At 58.9% G+C, this 16362-nt stretch carries 9 protein-coding genes, 2 tRNA genes, 1 rRNA gene and 1 pseudogene; 5 read left to right on the forward strand and 8 right to left on the reverse strand.

All coding sequences use genetic code 11. The annotated features are described in order from the left end of the window. Positions 1 to 916 precede the first annotated feature (916 nt). The 5 genes from LEPTO7104_RS0106545 to LEPTO7104_RS0106565 all read right to left on the reverse strand — a co-directional run bounded on the left by LEPTO7104_RS0106545 (position 917) and on the right by LEPTO7104_RS0106565 (position 6182). Positions 917 to 992: transfer RNA gene (locus LEPTO7104_RS0106545), tRNA-Ala, on the reverse strand. Between the two features lie 6 nt (positions 993 to 998). Further along, positions 999 to 1072, reverse strand: a tRNA-Ile gene (locus tag LEPTO7104_RS0106550). Between the two features lie 177 nt (positions 1073 to 1249). Beyond that, positions 1250 to 2737 (reverse strand): 16S ribosomal RNA (locus tag LEPTO7104_RS0106555). An 836-nt stretch (positions 2738 to 3573) separates the two neighbouring features. Beyond that, positions 3574 to 4881, reverse strand: coding sequence for a tetratricopeptide repeat protein (locus tag LEPTO7104_RS0106560; protein ID WP_017297756.1), 1308 nt, complete (start codon positions 4879 to 4881; stop codon positions 3574 to 3576). Positions 4882 to 5024: 143 nt separating this feature from the next. Further along, on the reverse strand, positions 5025 to 6182 hold the full coding sequence (locus tag LEPTO7104_RS0106565) for a cysteine desulfurase family protein (RefSeq protein WP_017297757.1): 1158 nt from the start codon (positions 6180 to 6182) through the stop codon (positions 5025 to 5027). A gap of 6 nt (positions 6183 to 6188) precedes the next feature. On the opposite strand from LEPTO7104_RS0106565, the gene LEPTO7104_RS0106570 reads away from it, so the two are divergent. Beyond that, a complete protein-coding gene (locus LEPTO7104_RS0106570; RefSeq protein WP_017297758.1) occupies positions 6189 to 6752 on the forward strand; it encodes a hypothetical protein in 564 nt (187 codons plus the stop codon). Positions 6753 to 6817: 65 nt separating this feature from the next. Here the strand turns inward: LEPTO7104_RS0106570 and LEPTO7104_RS0106575 are convergent, their stop codons facing one another. Beyond that, positions 6818 to 8893: a diguanylate cyclase domain-containing protein gene (locus LEPTO7104_RS0106575; RefSeq protein ID WP_017297759.1), complete on the reverse strand. Its 2076-nt coding sequence runs from the start codon at positions 8891 to 8893 to the stop codon at positions 6818 to 6820. A gap of 594 nt (positions 8894 to 9487) precedes the next feature. Here LEPTO7104_RS0106575 and LEPTO7104_RS0106585 point away from each other — a divergent pair. Then, positions 9488 to 10906 carry an aromatic ring-hydroxylating dioxygenase subunit alpha gene (locus LEPTO7104_RS0106585; protein WP_017297760.1) on the forward strand — a complete coding sequence of 473 codons (1419 nt, stop codon included), beginning with the start codon at positions 9488 to 9490 and terminating at the stop codon, positions 10904 to 10906. On the opposite strand, the gene LEPTO7104_RS0106590 is transcribed toward LEPTO7104_RS0106585, so the two are convergent. Further along, entirely contained in the window at positions 10903 to 11673 is a 771-nt protein-coding gene (locus LEPTO7104_RS0106590) for an LmeA family phospholipid-binding protein (RefSeq protein WP_017297761.1), read from the reverse strand. The two genes, LEPTO7104_RS0106585 and LEPTO7104_RS0106590, sit on opposite strands and share 4 nt — an antisense overlap. A gap of 506 nt (positions 11674 to 12179) precedes the next feature. On the opposite strand from LEPTO7104_RS0106590, the gene LEPTO7104_RS0106595 reads away from it, so the two are divergent. The 3 genes from LEPTO7104_RS0106595 (at position 12180) to LEPTO7104_RS0106605 (ending at position 16033) form a co-directional block, all read left to right on the forward strand. After that, positions 12180 to 13469, forward strand: a complete 1290-nt coding sequence (locus LEPTO7104_RS0106595; RefSeq protein WP_026072435.1) for a DUF4912 domain-containing protein — start codon at positions 12180 to 12182, stop codon at positions 13467 to 13469. Positions 13470 to 13654: 185 nt separating this feature from the next. After that, the gene (locus LEPTO7104_RS0106600) at positions 13655 to 14386 is read left to right on the forward strand and encodes a 2-phosphosulfolactate phosphatase family protein (RefSeq protein ID WP_026072436.1); all 732 of its coding nucleotides are present in this window, start codon (positions 13655 to 13657) and stop codon (positions 14384 to 14386) included. Positions 14387 to 14605: 219 nt separating this feature from the next. Continuing rightward, positions 14606 to 16033: a dihydrolipoyl dehydrogenase family protein gene (locus LEPTO7104_RS0106605; RefSeq protein ID WP_017297764.1), complete on the forward strand. Its 1428-nt coding sequence runs from the start codon at positions 14606 to 14608 to the stop codon at positions 16031 to 16033. A gap of 87 nt (positions 16034 to 16120) precedes the next feature. Here the strand turns inward: LEPTO7104_RS0106605 and LEPTO7104_RS37990 are convergent. Continuing rightward, positions 16121 to 16351, reverse strand: a pseudogene (locus LEPTO7104_RS37990) (IS1 family transposase); the annotation flags it as partial. Positions 16352 to 16362: the final 11 nt, after the last annotated feature.

Below are 16362 nucleotides of genomic sequence, written 5' to 3' on the forward strand. Positions count from 1 at the left end.
CCCAAGCTTCATCCTGGCCATGGTTAGATCACCCGGGTTCGGGTCTATAAAATCTGACTATCGCCCTATTCAGACTCGCTTTCGCTTTGGCTTCAGCATTTCCGCTTTAACCTGCCAGACCCTATAAGTCGCCGGCTCATTCTTCAACAGGCACGCTATCACACGTTTAATCGTGCTCTAACTGCTTGTAGGCTCACGGTTTCATGTTCTATTTCACTCCCCTCCCGGGGTTCTTTTCACCTTTCCCTCGCGGTACTGGTTCACTATCGGTCACGCAGGAGTATTTAGCCTTACGAGGTGGTCCTCGCGGATTCACACGGGATTTCTCGTGCCCCGTGCTACTCGGGATTCAGCTAGTATCGTTAAGTTTTCGACTACAGGACTTTCACCTTCTCTGGTGCATCATTCCAATGCTTCGTCTAACCGCTCGAGTCCATATCGCTGTCCCACAACCCCAATGGTAAAAACCACTGGTTTAGGCTCTTCCCAGTTCGCTCGCCGCTACTACGGGAATCGAGTTTTCTTTCTCTTCCTCCGGCTACTAAGATGTTTCAGTTCGCCGGGTTCGCTCGCGCCACCCTATGGATTCAGGTGGCCGTATACAGGGTTGCCCCATTCGGAAATCTTCGGATCAATGCTTGCTTCCAGCTCCCCGAAGCGTATCGTCGGTAACCACGTCCTTCTTCGCCTCTGCGTGCCTAGGTATCCACCGTGAGCCCGTTGTAGCTTGACCTCGTTTTATTGGCTTTACCCAACAAAACTCACTCTTCTCTCAACGAACTTAAATGTTCTGTGTGTACTACCTTACACTTCTCTCATATTCAGTTTTCAAGGTTCTTTGCCAGGCTCTCACCCAGCAGACTATGCTTCGGAATACTCCAAAACACACTGTGCTGAATTCAATCCTTCACTTTCGTGGTGGAGGTTAGCGGACTCGAACCGCTGACATCCTGCTTGCAAAGCAGGCGCTCTACCAGCTGAGCTAAACCCCCACGCAGTGGGCCATCCTGGACTCGAACCAGGGACCTCACCCTTATCAGGGGTGCGCTCTAACCACCTGAGCTAATAGCCCGTGTTTAGTCTCTCTATCTCTATCGCTCCCCTAGCTCTCACTAGTCAACCAATACAGATGAGAAATAAACCTCAACCATAATCTAGAAACTCTACTCAAAGCCCTGACCGACCTAGAGTGACCGCTTAATACTCCTAATTCAAGTTGGTTCGGAGTTATCAAGGGTAGGTCTCCCTAAAAGGAGGTGATCCAGCCACACCTTCCGGTACGGCTACCTTGTTACGACTTCACCCCAGTCATCAGCCCTGCCTTCGGCGCCCTCCTCCGCGAACGGTTAGAGTAACGACTTCGGGCGTGGCCAACTCCCATGGTGTGACGGGCGGTGTGTACAAGGCCCGGGAACGTATTCACCGCAGTATGCTGACCTGCGATTACTAGCGATTCCGCCTTCATGCAGGCGAGTTGCAGCCTGCAATCTGAACTGAGCCACAGTTTATGGGATTTGCTTGCACTCGCGCGCTTGCTGCCCTCTGTCTGTAGCATTGTAGGACGTGTGTAGCCCAAGACGTAAGGGGCATGATGACTTGACGTCGTCCCCACCTTCCTCCGAGTTGTCCCCGGCAGTCTCTTTAGAGTGCCCAACTTAATGATGGCAACTAAAAACGAGGGTTGCGCTCGTTGCGGGACTTAACCCAACATCTCACGACACGAGCTGACGACAGCCATGCACCACCTGTGTTCGCGCTCCCGAAGGCACTCTCTCATCTCTGAAAGATTCGCGACATGTCAAGCCTTGGTAAGGTTCTTCGCGTTGCATCGAATTAAACCACATCCTCCACCGCTTGTGCGGGCCCCCGTCAATTCCTTTGAGTTTCACACTTGCGTGCGTACTCCCCAGGCGGGATACTTAACGCGTTAGCTACGGTACTGCACGGGTCGATACGTCCAACACCTAGTATCCATCGTTTACAGCTAGGACTACAGGGGTATCTAATCCCTTTCGCTCCCCTAGCTTTCGTCCCTCAGCGTCAGTTGTGGCCCAGTAGAGCGCCTTCGCCACTGGTGTTCTTCCCGATATCTACGCATTTCACCGCTACACCGGGAATTCCCTCTACCCCTACCACACTCTAGTCTCCCAGTTTCCATTGCCGATCCACAGTTGAGCTGTGGGCTTTGACAACAGACTTAAAAAACCGCCTGCGGACGCTTTACGCCCAATAATTCCGGATAACGCTTGCCTCCTCCGTCTTACCGCGGCTGCTGGCACGGAGTTAGCCGAGGCTTATTCCTCTGGTACCGTCAGATCTTCTTCCCAGAGAAAAGAGGTTTACAACCCTAAGGCCTTCCTCCCTCACGCGGCGTTGCTCCGTCAGGCTTTCGCCCATTGCGGAAAATTCCCCACTGCTGCCTCCCGTAGGAGTCTGGGCCGTGTCTCAGTCCCAGTGTGGCTGATCATCCTCTTAGACCAGCTACTGATCGTCGCCTTGGTGAGCCCTTACCTCACCAACTAGCTAATCAGACGCGAGTTCATCCTCAGGCGAATTACATTTCACCTCTCGGCATATGGGGCATTAGCAGTCGTTTCCAACTGTTGTTCCCCTCCTAAGGGCAGATCCTCACGCGTTACTCACCCGTCCGCCACTAACCCCGAAGGGTCCGTTCGACTTGCATGTGTTAAGCACGCCGCCAGCGTTCATCCTGAGCCAGGATCAAACTCTCCATGTTAGTTATTAACTCCGAAAAGCTAATAATCAATTAGTCACTCCGTGAAAGAGCAACCCGAAAAGCATGTCCCGGATACCTCAGTATCCGTTTCTGTCTTCTTCCTTGACTTAACGAAAACACTCGTGCTATCGTTAAACCAATTTAATCCTTGACAGGAACCTTGGCTTTGTTTCTAGATTATGTAGTTGTCGAGGTTCGCTTCGTCCCTCAGTAAGCAGTTCGTTCGAGCCGCTTCCCTCAGGCGCTTTATCAATATAGCGATATTGCCCTGGTGTGTCAACACCTTTGGTCGAATTTCTGTGAGGTGCTTGAATCTCTTGTGCCGCAAAGAGTTCAGCGGTTTTGAGGGAGAGGAATCTCATTGAGTTAGTGTTTTTAGTTCTATTTTTTCTCTACAGACGCCGTATTTAAGGGCGCAAATAGCGTTTGGTGTAGTGGGGATGGCGTAGCAAAGCCATTTACGGCAGGTATTGGAATTGCTTGATGCCCTAGATGAGTATTGTTGCTCGCTGTACTGGAGGGCTTGAGGAAAACTCTCTGGTAAAGCCAGCAATATTACGGATACGAACCTGTCTCAGCCGTCGAGCTGCTGTTTGCCGATTCATTGGCGGGTTCGGGATCGGATGAAGTGCGGCAGGGCTTTGCTGAATTGGCATTACGGGCAGATGTACGTGCCTCATGTCAGAGGGATACGTCTGGGGTACAGGCCGAACCATTCTCAGCATGGCCATCGCATGGAGGCAAGACCGAGCGAATTGAGAAAACCTAAAGCCGCTGCTCCCAGCTTCAGCCGTTTCTAAAAAAGATGTAAAAGGGAGATGGTGGCAGGGATAGGCTCAGAGCGGGCGCGATCGCTCCGACTTGCGGCTGTCCCAGGAGAGTTCTAGGGCTTTGCGAAAGTCATCCATAGCCAGGGCCGCTCCGTGACCCAGGCGAATATTGGTGTGGCCGCGACCAATGTAGGCCTCGGCCAGGGTAGAGCTGAGGTCGATGGCGCGATTGAAGTCTTCTAACGCCAGCTCCCACTCGTCGAGAAAGTAGAGGGCATAGCCGCGATCGCAGTGGGCCAGGGCATCGCTCTGGTTTAGCTCAAGGGCGCGGTCAAAGTCGGCGATCGCCAGCTGGTAGTCTTCCTGGCGGCTAAACACGCGGCCTCGATTGGCCCAAATGCGGCCGCTTTGAGAATTGAAGCGCAGCGCTAGGGTGTAGTCAGCGATCGCCCCCTCCATATCGCCCACCTGGGCCCGCAGCAGGCCACGGCTATCGTACAGGTCGGCCAGGCGAAAGCGCAGGTTCAGCGGTGTGTCTTCGCTCAGGGTGGCATCCGGACTGTCGAGGGCCAGACCGACCAGGGTTTGGTTATAGGAGCGGTCTTGAAGTTCGGGGTTGAGCTCAAGCACTGTGGTGTAGTCGTCAATTGCCCCCTGGAAGTCGCCTAGCTCGTGGCGCAGCATGCCTCGATTGATATAGGCTTCGACGTAGTCGACCTGGCACTCTAGCGCGCGGTTGATGTCGAGGGTGGCCTGGTAGGTGTTGCGGAGCTGAAAGTAGGCCACAGCCCGATAATTGTAAGCCTCGGCGTGCTGAGGCTGGCCGTGCAGCAGGCGAGTAAAGTCGGCAATGGCAAACTGATAGGCCTCGCGGCGGTGCTCGGCCAGGGCCGCGTGGGCGCCCAGCTTAAGGTAAGCCAACCCCCGCCATAGCAAAATCTTGGCAAATTTGGGCTGCTCGACCAGTACTAGGCTAAAGTCGGCGATCGCCCCGCTGTAGTCTTCCAAATCGAGCTTGATCCGGCCCCGATTGCCGTAGGCCTTGACCGAGGTGGGCTGGAGCTGAATGGCGCGATCGAGATCGCCCAGGGCCTCACCCAGCTTTCCCACTAGGCGATAGACGCTGCCCCGGTTGATGTAGGCGTTAGCAAAGTCGGGGGCCAGGCGCAGGGCCACGGAAAAGTCATCGATCGCGGCCCCGTGACGCTCCAGGTCGCGGTAGGCGCAGCCCCGGTTGTAAAATGCTTTGGCGCAGGTGGTGTCGAGGGCAATAGCCTGGGAAAACTGCGCGATCGCAGCCACAAAGTAGCCCAGTCGGGCCTGCTCAATACCAGCTTTGAGAAAGTCGCTAAGTTGGCGGTCTGGGGTTGTCATAGGCCTGCCGAGGAACTAGATACTAGGTCGGTGTGGACCAAAATTGGGCACTGCTCTAACCGCTGTAGACTCTAGCCGCTGTAAATACCCCTGACCCCAAAGCTTCTATTTATTATGCCTCATGCAGTCAACCGTGGTAATACCTATTCGGCTACCTGGCGCAGGGCCTGCACCGTAGATATCACCCCGGCCACTACCTGGTCAATCTCAGCTGCGGTGGTAAAGCGTCCCAGGCCAAAGCGCAGCGAGGCGTAGGCCAGGGCATCGTCTCGGCCCAGAGCCTTGAGCACGTGGGAAGGGGCGCTGCTGACAGTGCTGCAGGCGGACCCAGACGACAGTGCCACAATTCCCCTTAGCCCCAGCAGCAGCGCCTGACCATCCACGCCGTCGAAGCTGAGGTTGAGATTATTGGGCAGTCGCTGAGTGGCATGGCCGTTGAGGTGCAGGCCACCCAGGGGGCGCAGACCGTTCCACAGACACTGGCGAAGGTCAGTCAGGCGGGCAGATTCTGCCGCCATGGCCGCCTCACCCAGCTCCACCGCCTTAGCAAACCCGACAATTTGCGGGGTATACAGCGTGCCCGATCGCAGCCCTCGCTCGTGACCGCCGCCGTGGAGCTGAGCCGCTAGCGGAACCCGGGGTCGCCGCCGCACGTAGAGCGCCCCGGTGCCCTTAGGACCGTAGACTTTGTGGGCCGTCAACGACAGCAGATCTAGGCGCATGGCCTCCACATCGAGGGGAATTTTGCCGATCGACTGGGCCCCGTCACTGTGGAAGATAATCTTGCGATCGCGGCACCGCATCCCAATTTCAGCTAAAGGTTGCAGCACCCCAATCTCATTGTTGGCCGCCATCACCGACACCAGAATCGTGTCGTCGCGAAAGGCTTTATCGAGGGCATCGAGATTGACTAGGCCGTCAGGCTGCACCGGCAGGTAGGTGACCTGAAACCCCAAGGACTCTAGGTATTTGCAGGGGTCAAGCACGGCACTGTGCTCGGTCTGCACCGTAATGATGTGTCGACCCCGGCTGAAGCAGGCCTCGGCGATACCTTTTATGGCCAAGTTATTGGCTTCGGTAGCACCGCTGGTAAAGACAATTTCCTCGGGGCTGGCGTTGATGGCAGCGGCCAGGGTTTGGCGCGATCGCGCCACCGCCGCCTCAGCCTCCCAACCGTAGGCGTGGGTGAGACTGGCAGGGTTGCCAAACTGCTCGGTAAAAAACGGCAGCATGGCCTCAAGCACCCTGGGGTCGACCGGAGTGGTAGCGTGGCAGTCTAGATAGATCGGGCGGTGTACCATAGCCCTATGAATACTCCCAGTCATCTGATTATCAACCTGGCTCTGCTGCGCCGCCCAGTGGCTCCGCTGATGACCTGGCCGATTCTGATTGGCGCGTTCATTCCCGATGCGGCCATGTTTGTATTCTATGGCTGGGCAAAGGCAAAGGGCCTGCCCGAGCACACCATTTGGAGCGTAGCCTACTACAGCCAGCCCTGGCAGCGTATCTTTGCCGTGGGCAACTCGATACCGCTGGGGCTGTTGGGGGTGGCCCTGGGCTACTCCCTCAAGCGCTACTGGCTGGGGTTTGTCGGAGCCAGTATGGTGCTGCACCACCTGGCCGATCTACCCCTGCACCACGACGATGCCCACCAGCACTTTTGGCCCATCAGCTCAGTGCGGTTCATCAGCCCTATCTCCTACTGGGATGTGCATCACTTCGGTCGGGTGGGAGCCACCCTAGAGCTAGTGCTGGTGCTAGCCGCTACCGCCTACCTGCTGCCCCGGCTCAATACCACCGCCAGCAAAATAATTTTGGCCGCGGCAGTGGTGCTGCTGGGGGTCGGGTACATCCTGCTGGTCGGTCCCTGAGGCTAGCTGCGATCGCGGCTAGGCCCCCAGAGCCAGCAGAGGCAGGCTCATTTCTAGCCGTCGCATCAGCCCCGGCGCTGGAATATCTGGTACCGATCGCGGCCCGCTGCTTTGGCGGCGTAGAGGGCCTGATCGGCCGCGGCTAGAATGCTCTCCGCTGGGCTGTCGGAGGCTGGCATTAGGGTGGCGATACCGAAGCTCAGGGTGATAGTTGTGCCGCTGGGGCTAGCGCCGTGGGACAGCTCTAGGGTTTGCAGGTGGTGGCGCACCATCTGCACGACCCGGATCGCTCCGGCGGTGTCGGTGTCGGGCAGCACCAGGGCAAATTCCTCGCCGCCGTAGCGGGCCGCCAAATCGGCGGGGCGACGAACGCCGTAGCGAATGGCGCCGGCAATACTAATCAGACACTGATCTCCGGCGGCATGGCCGTAGGTGTCGTTGTAGGGTTTAAAGAAATCTACGTCGGCCAGCACCACGCTGAGCGGTTTGTGCTCCCGGGCCAGCCGCTGCCACTCCTGGCCCAGGTACTCATCGAGGTAGCGGCGGTTGGCGAGCTGGGTCAGGCTATCGACCTTAGAGAGGCGATCAAGTTTTCGGTTGGCGGCCCGCAGCTGCCGGTACAGCTCGGCCTGGTGCAGCGCTGTGGTGAGCTGGTCGGCAAAATGCTGGAGCATATTGGCCTCAAAAGCCTGCCAATGGCGGTTTTCACCGCAGGCATGCACCACCAAAAGGCCCCAGACCGGATAGCGATCGCCCCCCCGGGGATGGGCAATCGGGGCAATCATCGCCGACTTGACCACAACACTGTCGAGAAAAGCCGAAATCTCGGCTGACCAAGGCTCTGCAACACTGTTGGTAGAGCGATCATTGACGGTGAAGGGCTGCCCGGTGTGCAGCCTCTCCAGGTATGGGGCAGGCAGCGGCCCCGGTGGAATCATGGCATCGGTAATGGTGGCATAGTTGGGGTGGGTAGCCTGCTGAGCAATACGCCGATCGCCGTTGGCCAACAGCTGAAAAATCACGACTCGGTCGGCATTGAATACCGACTTAATCCCCGCTACAGTGGCGCTCAAGATGGTCTCAAAGTCCAGGCTTTCGCGCATGCGGGCCGTCAGCATGCGCAGCAGTTGTTCTTGCCCCACCCGGCGGCTGAGGGTGGCTTCAGTTGTTCTCAGGTGAGCCTGCAACTTCCGCCGTTCGGTGCAGTCTTCAGCCCAGCCCACCATGTAGCGCGGCTGGGACTGATCGTCTGTGACCACTCGCACCTGAGCCCGAATCCAGCGGACCTCGCCGCTAGGGCGCACAATGCGATACTCTCGCCGAACTGAATTGCCCCCAAACTGTCGCGCGATCGAGGCCTGTACCTGCGGCATATCGTCGGGATGAACCTGGCGCAGCCAGACATTGGGATCGCCGTAGAGATTGGCAAGGGGCTGCTCCCAGATGCGCTCGAAGGCAGCGCTGGCGTATAAAAATTGCCCTGACACTGCATCGCGGACAAACAAGAGCTGATCGACATGGTTGCTGAAAAGCTGGAACAACTGCTCTGCCGCCCCTGAGGGCGGGCGGGCTTGCAGCTGCTGCTGGGCGATTTGTAGCTGCTGCCGTAGCTCCTTTTGGTAGATGGTTTGGCCGACCTGTCGTGCCACATACTTGAGCAAGTCGCGGTTCGATGGATGCCAGTCCCGAGGGCTACAGCAGTGGTGGGCAATGAGCAGCGCCCACAGCTCAGATCCGGCAAATACCGGCATGGCCAGCTTGGCCTGCACCTGGAGGCGGTTGAGCAGATCGGCGTAGCAGGGTTCAAGATCGCTGTGCTGCACGTCGGTGACAATGCCCACATGGCCCTGCCGGTAGCGATCGCCCCAGCCATTTTCAAAGCAGGGATCGTAGATTAGCTCTCCCCGCAGAGACAGCCAGGCGGCATCTACCGACTCAGCCGCAATCACGCCATCGTCGGTGGGCAAAAATTGGTAGACCACTACCCGATCAGTGCCAAGCAGCTGCCGCAGGGTATCTACCACCTGCTGCAAAAAGGTGTCTAGGTCATCGGTCAAAATCGCGGCGTCGTAGACCGTCGCCACCGCCTCTAAGATTTCGGCCTGACTGACAGCGGGTTGGGGCGAAAGATGGCGCGTCATACTTCAGACACAGCGAGAGGTCAACGATGGACACCCGGATGGCGATTACGTCTTCGGCCGTTGGCCCTGGAACCAGACGACTGTGCAGCAGGCCCACAGGCCTAAATTCTGGCGGAATTTTGAATAGAGCCGCCACAATGCCGATCGTCCAGGTTTACCGCCTTGCCCCAGCGCTATTTACCTCAGCTTCACAGCTCAGCTGCGAATGTTTATTTAGCTTGCCCCAGGGGGCCTTAAAAATTAAGGGACTCTACGGCCTCAACCAAGGCTGATTGGGTGATTTTGGTCCAAAATAGCGCTTCAAAATCTAAATGAGCCACCGGGGCAAAAACCCACCTAGTACAAAAACCCACCCAGCACTCTGAGGCGGAAGCTTAGGGACTATTTCTGCCAGCTAGGGAGCAGGGGAGCTAGGGGGCCAAGCCCGCCAAAACGGTGGAGATATTTCAGCCTTCGAGGAATAGCCTATTCCCGCCCTCTGGCCCCCAATTAACCCAATCGAGGCGAGCGGCTGCCATCCTTGCCAATCGGCCTTGGCGATCGCCGCCCCAAAAATATTGCAGAATGTAAAGAGACTACCGCCAGGTATTAGCTATGACCACCGTTGCGATCGCCCCTCAGCCCGCAGGCGCTGCTGCCACTCTCCCAGCGGGCGGCCCCGACCCCACCCGGTTCGACTGGGCCGAGGCCTGGTATCCTGTCGCCTACCTGGAGGATCTCGACCCCACCCAGCCCACCCGCTTCACCCTGCTAGAGCGGGGCATCGTGATCTGGTGGGACCCCAACGGTCAAGCCTGGTGCGTATTCGAAGACAAGTGCCCCCACCGCCTTGCCCCCCTGTCCGAGGGGCGAGTTAACGAAAGTGGTGAGCTGGAGTGCCCTTACCACGGCTGGGCCTTCGCGGGCGATGGTACCTGCACCCACATTCCCCAGCAGCCCCCAATACAAAGCCCTAAGGAGGGCCAGGGCAACCGGTCATCGCGGGCCTGTGCGGTGTCTATGCCCACGGCGATCGCCCAGGGGCTGCTGTTTGTCTACCCCGGCAAGGCCGAAAACGCCCCCCGGGTTGAGGTGCCCATCATCGCTCCGGTGGAGGATGAACCCGACGGCTGGGTCATGCTCAACACCTTTCGCGATCTGCCCTACGACGCCCTCACCCTGCTCGAAAACGTGCTGGATGCCAGCCATATTCCCTACACCCACCACAAGACCGTGGGCAAGCGCGAAAACGCCGCCCCGATGGCAATGGAGGTGATCGAATCGAGCCGACAGGGCTTTCGCGGGCTGTGGCCCGAAGGCCCCCGCAAAGGCAAGCTAGGCGCCCAGCACACCACCTTCATCGCTCCGGGGCTGATGTACCACGACCTCACCTCCCAGCAGTTTGGCCGCACCATGACCGTGGTCTATGCCACCCCCATCCGCAAGGGGGAATGCCGCCTGTTTGCGCGATTCCCCTTCAAGTTCGCCTCTAAGCTGCCCGCCACCGTGATTGGCTTTACCCCCCGCTGGTTTAGCCACATCGGCAACAATGCGGTGCTGGAGGATGACCAAATTTTTCTGCACATTCAAGAGCGGGAGCTCGAAAAAACGGGGCGCTCCTATGCCCAGGCCTGCTATCTGCCGACCCAGGCCGATCGCTACGTGCTGGCCTTTCGCAACTGGGTCAGCGACTTTGAGGCCGACCCTTTCCCTGGGCAGAGCCTTCCCCCCGCCTGGACAAAGGAGGCGCTGCTCGATCGCTACCACTCCCACACCCAGCACTGCCACAGCTGCCGCACCGCCCTGGCTCGGATCAAAACCCTGCGCTGGGGTTTGCTGGGGGTGAGCGCAGTGGGGTGGTCGCTGGTACCGATCGCGATCGCAACCGGCAGCCTCAGCGGGCTGGCGGCCATTTTTCTGGCCACCTTGCCGTTGGCAACCGCCGCCGTCTGGGCCGGGCTTGGCATTTTAGAGCGTAGATTTTATCAGGGCCGAGCGGTGCCGCCCCGCAACCTGCCGGAGCGAAAAGCCTAATCGGCTGGAATCACCCGCACCATGCCTACCAGCTCAATGCCCTCGGGGGTGACCGCTAGCTGGCGAATATCCACCTCAGGCCCCAGGTCAAAGTCGATGTCGTCCAGCACGGTGGACGACGGCGGGTTACCCGAGGCGGGTAGCACCGTGGCTACGGGCTGGCGTAGGCACAGCCAGCGGCCCTCTCGCATGGCCAGGCCCATGGTGAGCTCCAGACTGTCTCCGCCGGGGGAGTCACTTGGCCACCGCAGCGTGAGGCGATCGCTAGCTAGCGCAATGTCTATCTTGGGTGAGGTTTCGCCGCCGTCAAGCCAGCGATCGAAGGGAACCTGCTGATTGGTCGCTGCCCCCGTCAGCAGCTGCTTCAGCACGTCGCGCAACCCCTGGCCCAGCAGAGGCGACCCCAGCGATGCCCGCAGATCGTCCGCCAGCACCGTCACCTGCCCGTTTACGGGAAAGGGTTGCAGCAGCCGCAAGGCCTTACCCCGCAGCACCTGGGGCAGATTGACGCGAATATCCGCAGCGCTCACCGCCACCTGGCTAACATGCAGCCCCTGGTACACCGCCTGGTGCGCCGCTACCGTCACCTGCGGCAGGTAGCCCGCTAAAATTTGCCGATCTTTGCCGTCGACGGCAAACTCCAGCCCCTCGATGTGATCGAGCTGGGTATGCAGCCACAGGCGAATAGCCGGGGGCAGCAATCGGCTGATGATGCGGCTGCCCTTGGCGGCATCGGAGTTGCGGGGAGCAGCTGGATCCGGGGTCATAGGCGGACTGCGGTAGAGAGACGCGGATGCGAACGACTGGGCCAGAACCGAGTCCTGGCGATCGCATCCCCAAACTCTAGCAGGGGATGTCGCCCCAGGTTGCGATCGGAGCCCTGGGCGATGCGATCGCGCCATTAAATCGCAGATCGCCGACCCGAATATTAAAAAGTCGTGACGTAATAATACTTACGGGGATCATATTGTCATGATTTTATGACAATATGATCCCCAAACCCTTGCTTTCTCGCTAGAGAAGCCAGAAAAGCCTTGCCAGGGGCTTGATCCCGGCGGTTGTTTTTGGCATGCTACGGAGCAACGGTTGATCCCCGTCCGAACCTGAGGCCCGGTGGCAAGGCACTGAGATTGAGCAGTGCCGCTAGCGCTGAGAGTTTGGGATCGGTGTGCCGTGACTGGGTTTGCGAGCGGCCGTGGTCCGCTGTTTGCCCTGTCTCGATCTGCTGCAGTTCATCGCCTGTCGTTCTGGTCTTTATTAAGGAGAGTGCTCTATGTCATCCCCCCGCCCACCCCTTGAAGAAATGACCCTGCGGCAGCTCCGCAAGGTGGCCAGCGAGTACGAGGTATCGCGCTACAGCCGCATGCGCAAAACCGAGCTGATCGAGGCGATTCAGTCGATCGACGCCCAGCGAAAGGCGGGCGCAGCGGCCGTGCCGACCCCTGTGCCCGCCATGGTGGGCGTTAGCGCCGCACCATCTCCCCGCGCCAGTGAACCGATTCCCCTGCCCATTGAGGCCCTGTCCACGGTTGATGAAGGTCTCGCCGATCTGCCCAACGGCTACGGCGAAAGCCGCATTATGCTGATGCCCCGCGACCCCCAGTGGGCCTACGCCTACTGGGACATTCCCCACACCCACAAAGACGAGCTGCGGCGGCAGGGTGGGTCGCGGCTGGCCCTGCGTTTTTACGACGTCACCGACATCGACTTCATGGCCCAGGCTCCCCACAGCCTGCAGCAGTACGAGTGCGATGAAATGGCGCGGGAGTGGTACCTGCCGATTCCGGTCAGCGATCGCGACTACGTGGCCGAAATCGGCTACCTCTGCAACGACGGACGCTGGCTGGTGCTGGCGCGATCGCTGCCGGTGCACATTCCCCCGGTGTACCCCTCCGACTGGGTCGAAGACCACTTCCTGACCGTCGACTGGCAGGCCGATCTGCGCGGCAAGACTCTGATCACCCTCAAGCACCCCAGCCAGCGGGCCGCCGAAAGCGCCAACGCCATCCACGACGAAATCTATGCCATGACCCAATCTACCGAGGCCCAGCGGGTGGCGGGCTCGCTGTTTGGCTCCATGCAGCACGTACCGGGTTCTATGGCCCCCGAAAAGGCCGTCAGCTCCTACGTGTTCCCCTCGGGGGCAGGGCTGTGGGCCGTTCCCGGTGCCGTGGCTGGCGTTCCCACCATGTCAGGCATCGGGGCCTTTGGCGAACTCACCATGTCAGGGGCCGGACTCACCATGTCGGGGGCGGGCTTCTCGGCTTCGGCTCCGCCCATTCGCCCCCGCAAGTTCTGGCTGGTGGCCGATGCCCAGCTGATTGTCTACGGGGCCACCGAGCCCGACGCCACCGTCACCATCGGCGGCCAGCCGATCAAGCTCAACTCCGATGGCACCTTCCGATTCCAGATGTCCTTCCAGGACGGCAACATCGACTATCCAATTATGGCGGTAGCGGCCGATGGCGAGCAAACTCGCGCCATCCACATGACCTTCGATCGCGCTACCCCCTCGCGCCGCACCAACACCAAAGACGAAGCGGTGCTGGAGTGGCTGCCCTAGGCTGCCCGATTGCTTAACGGCAGAATCACAGATAAGGAGTGCTTTAGGGCGCTCCTTTTTTTTCCAAAATGGGGCAATTCCCCGCATAGAATGAGATGTTGGCCACCCAGATGTGGTGGCTCAAGTTTGGCGGCCTGGGTTTAGCCCTAAGTCCTTTGTACAAGTCCTAAAGAAGCTCCTAAACCGTGAAGTTATTCCTCTTCCACACCCCTGAAGAAGTCCCTGACCAAGGCACTCCAGACTGCGCGATCGCCATTGATGTGCTGCGGGCCACCTCTACCATGGCGGCGGCCCTGGCGGTGGGAGCGGAGGCCATCCAGGTTTTTAGCGACATTGACGATCTGCTCACCATCAGCGAGCACTGGCCCGCCGACAGACGCCTGCGGGCGGGGGAGCGGGGCGGCGGCAAAGTGGACGGCTGCGACCTGGGCAACTCGCCGCTCGATCATTCGGCTGAGCGGTCAGCGGGCAAGCGGCTGTTTATGAGCACCACCAACGGCACCCGCTGCCTCAAGCGCATCGAGCACGCCCCGACGGTGATTACCGCTGCCCTCACTACCCGCCAGGCCGTGGTCGACTTTTTGCTCAGCCAAAATCCCGAAACGGTTTGGATTGTGGGCTCAGGCTGGGAGGGCACCTACTCCCTAGAAGACACCGTCTGTGCTGGAGCCATCATCCACGGCATCATTGCTGCCACCGGGCAAACCTTTAAAGAGCTGGCCGGCAACGACGCCGCGATCGCCGCCGTCAGCCTCTACCTACAGTGGCAGGGGCAGCTGCTCGACCTGATGCACTACGCCAGCCACGGCCAGCGCCTGATGCGGCTCAACAACGAGGCCGATCTGACGTACTGCGCCCAACTCGACGTGCTCGATATCGTGCCCCGCCAGCACGAGCTGGGGGTGCTGGGTCTATAGCCGCCACGGATTCATTCCTCAGTTCAGCAACGCCCCCAGATCATCGAGATCATCCAGTCTCAGTCATTCCTCAGGATTTTTGCCTATTCTCTACAGAATGTTGGTCAGATAACCTGTCAAGATCAGCCCCAGGCGGAGCGGTTTGAGCATATCTGGTCATCGACTATAGCGGAACGTGCGATCGACAGCCGACGAATACCCCAGGGCAAGGAGACTACCATGACCGTTGACTACGATTTGGTCATTATTGGCGGCGGTTCCGCCGGGCTGGTCGCCGCCAGTGCCGGAGCCCAGCTTCAGGCCAAAGTGGCTCTGGTCGAAAAGGAAGATCGCCTGGGCGGCGACTGCCTCCACTACGGCTGCGTGCCCAGCAAATCGCTGATTCACGCCTCGCGGGTGGCCCACGAGGTCGCTCGCGGCCCCGAGTTTGGCCTTCACACCCGGCTCGAAAAGATTGACTTTCAGGCCGCCCTCGGCCACGTGCACCGGGTGATCGATACCATTCAGGTGCACGACTCCACCGAGCGGTTTGAGTCGTTGGGGGTCGAGGTGATTTACGGTCAAGGCGAATTCATCGACTCTCAGACCTTTAAGGTCAATGGACGTGTCCTTAAGGCCCGCAGCTATATTATTGCCACCGGATCGCGCCCGGATCGCATCCCCATCGAAGGTCTCGAGGCGGCGGGATACATCACCAACCTAACGGTGTTTTCGCTAAACTACCAGCCAAAATCGCTAGCGGTGATTGGTTCTGGCCCGATTGGCTGTGAACTGGGCCAGGCCTTTGCCCGGCTGGGCACCGAGGTGACGATTATCGGCAGCAGCGACCATATTCTGCCTAGGGAAGAACCCGAGGCTGCCGCTGTAGTGCAAGCGCAAATGGAAAAAGATGGCGTCCGCATTCTCAACGACACCCGAGCCCAGCGGGTAGAGGTAATTGACGGCAAGAAACATGTGCACACACCCAGCGGCACCATAGTCGTCGATGACATTCTGCTGGCGGCAGGACGAGTACCCAACGTCGAGGCCCTGAACCTGGAGGCTGCTGGGGTGGCGGTGGGCAAAGAAGGCATTACCGTAAATGAGAAGCTGCAAACCACCAATTCCCATATCTACGCCGCTGGAGACGTGATCGGCGGCTACCAGTTTACCCACGTCGCCGGGTACGAAGGGGCGGTAGCTATGCAAAACGCCCTCATCTTCCCGACCAAATCTGCCGACTACAGCGTCATTCCCTGGGCTACCTTTACCGATCCTGAGCTGGCGCGGGTGGGCTTAACTGAGGCGCAGGCTCGTAAGCGCTACGACGATATTTATATCCTTAAGCAAGAGTTTGCCGGGGTCGATCGCGCCCTGGCCGAGGCCGCTGGCCAGGGGTTTGCCAAAATTATTACCCGCAGCAGCGGAGAAATTTTAGGTGCTCATCTGGTTGGCCCCCACGCGGGCGAGCTGATTCACGAAATTGTGCTGGCCATGAGCAACAACCTCAAGGTCGATGCCCTGAAGAATATGATTCATATTTACCCCACCCTGGCGGAGGTCAACAGCAAAGCGGCGCTCCAGCTCACCAAGCAAAAATACGCCAAAAATCAACGCCTCCAGGGGTTGCTGTCGAATGTATTTGGAGTCCTGCGATCGTGGGGCTAACTTAAGCTTGCTTTCGAGCAAGGAGATACCCCTACGTAGGGCACAGGGGCTACGCCCTTGAGAAGAATCAAAATCGGCGTTGCTGAATTAAGGTATGAACCAGATAGGGACTGGAACATCCTCGAACTTGAGGTAGTGAAGTAAACACTGGACGGAGTGAGCCAGCATTTCTACGGACTTGGTATCGCAAAGCGTTTTGCGATGCAGGCGAGCCAGGTAGTGTGGCGATCGCGTGTTTTCCCCTTCCACCCGAGTCATGTATGTCTTGCCCACAATCTAATCGCCCTCCGGAATGAAGCAGAGATACACCGACCAGCCATGGCACTGAT

The organism is Nodosilinea nodulosa PCC 7104, from assembly GCF_000309385.1.
GTDB lineage: Bacteria > Cyanobacteriota > Cyanobacteriia > Phormidesmidales > Phormidesmidaceae > Nodosilinea > Nodosilinea nodulosa.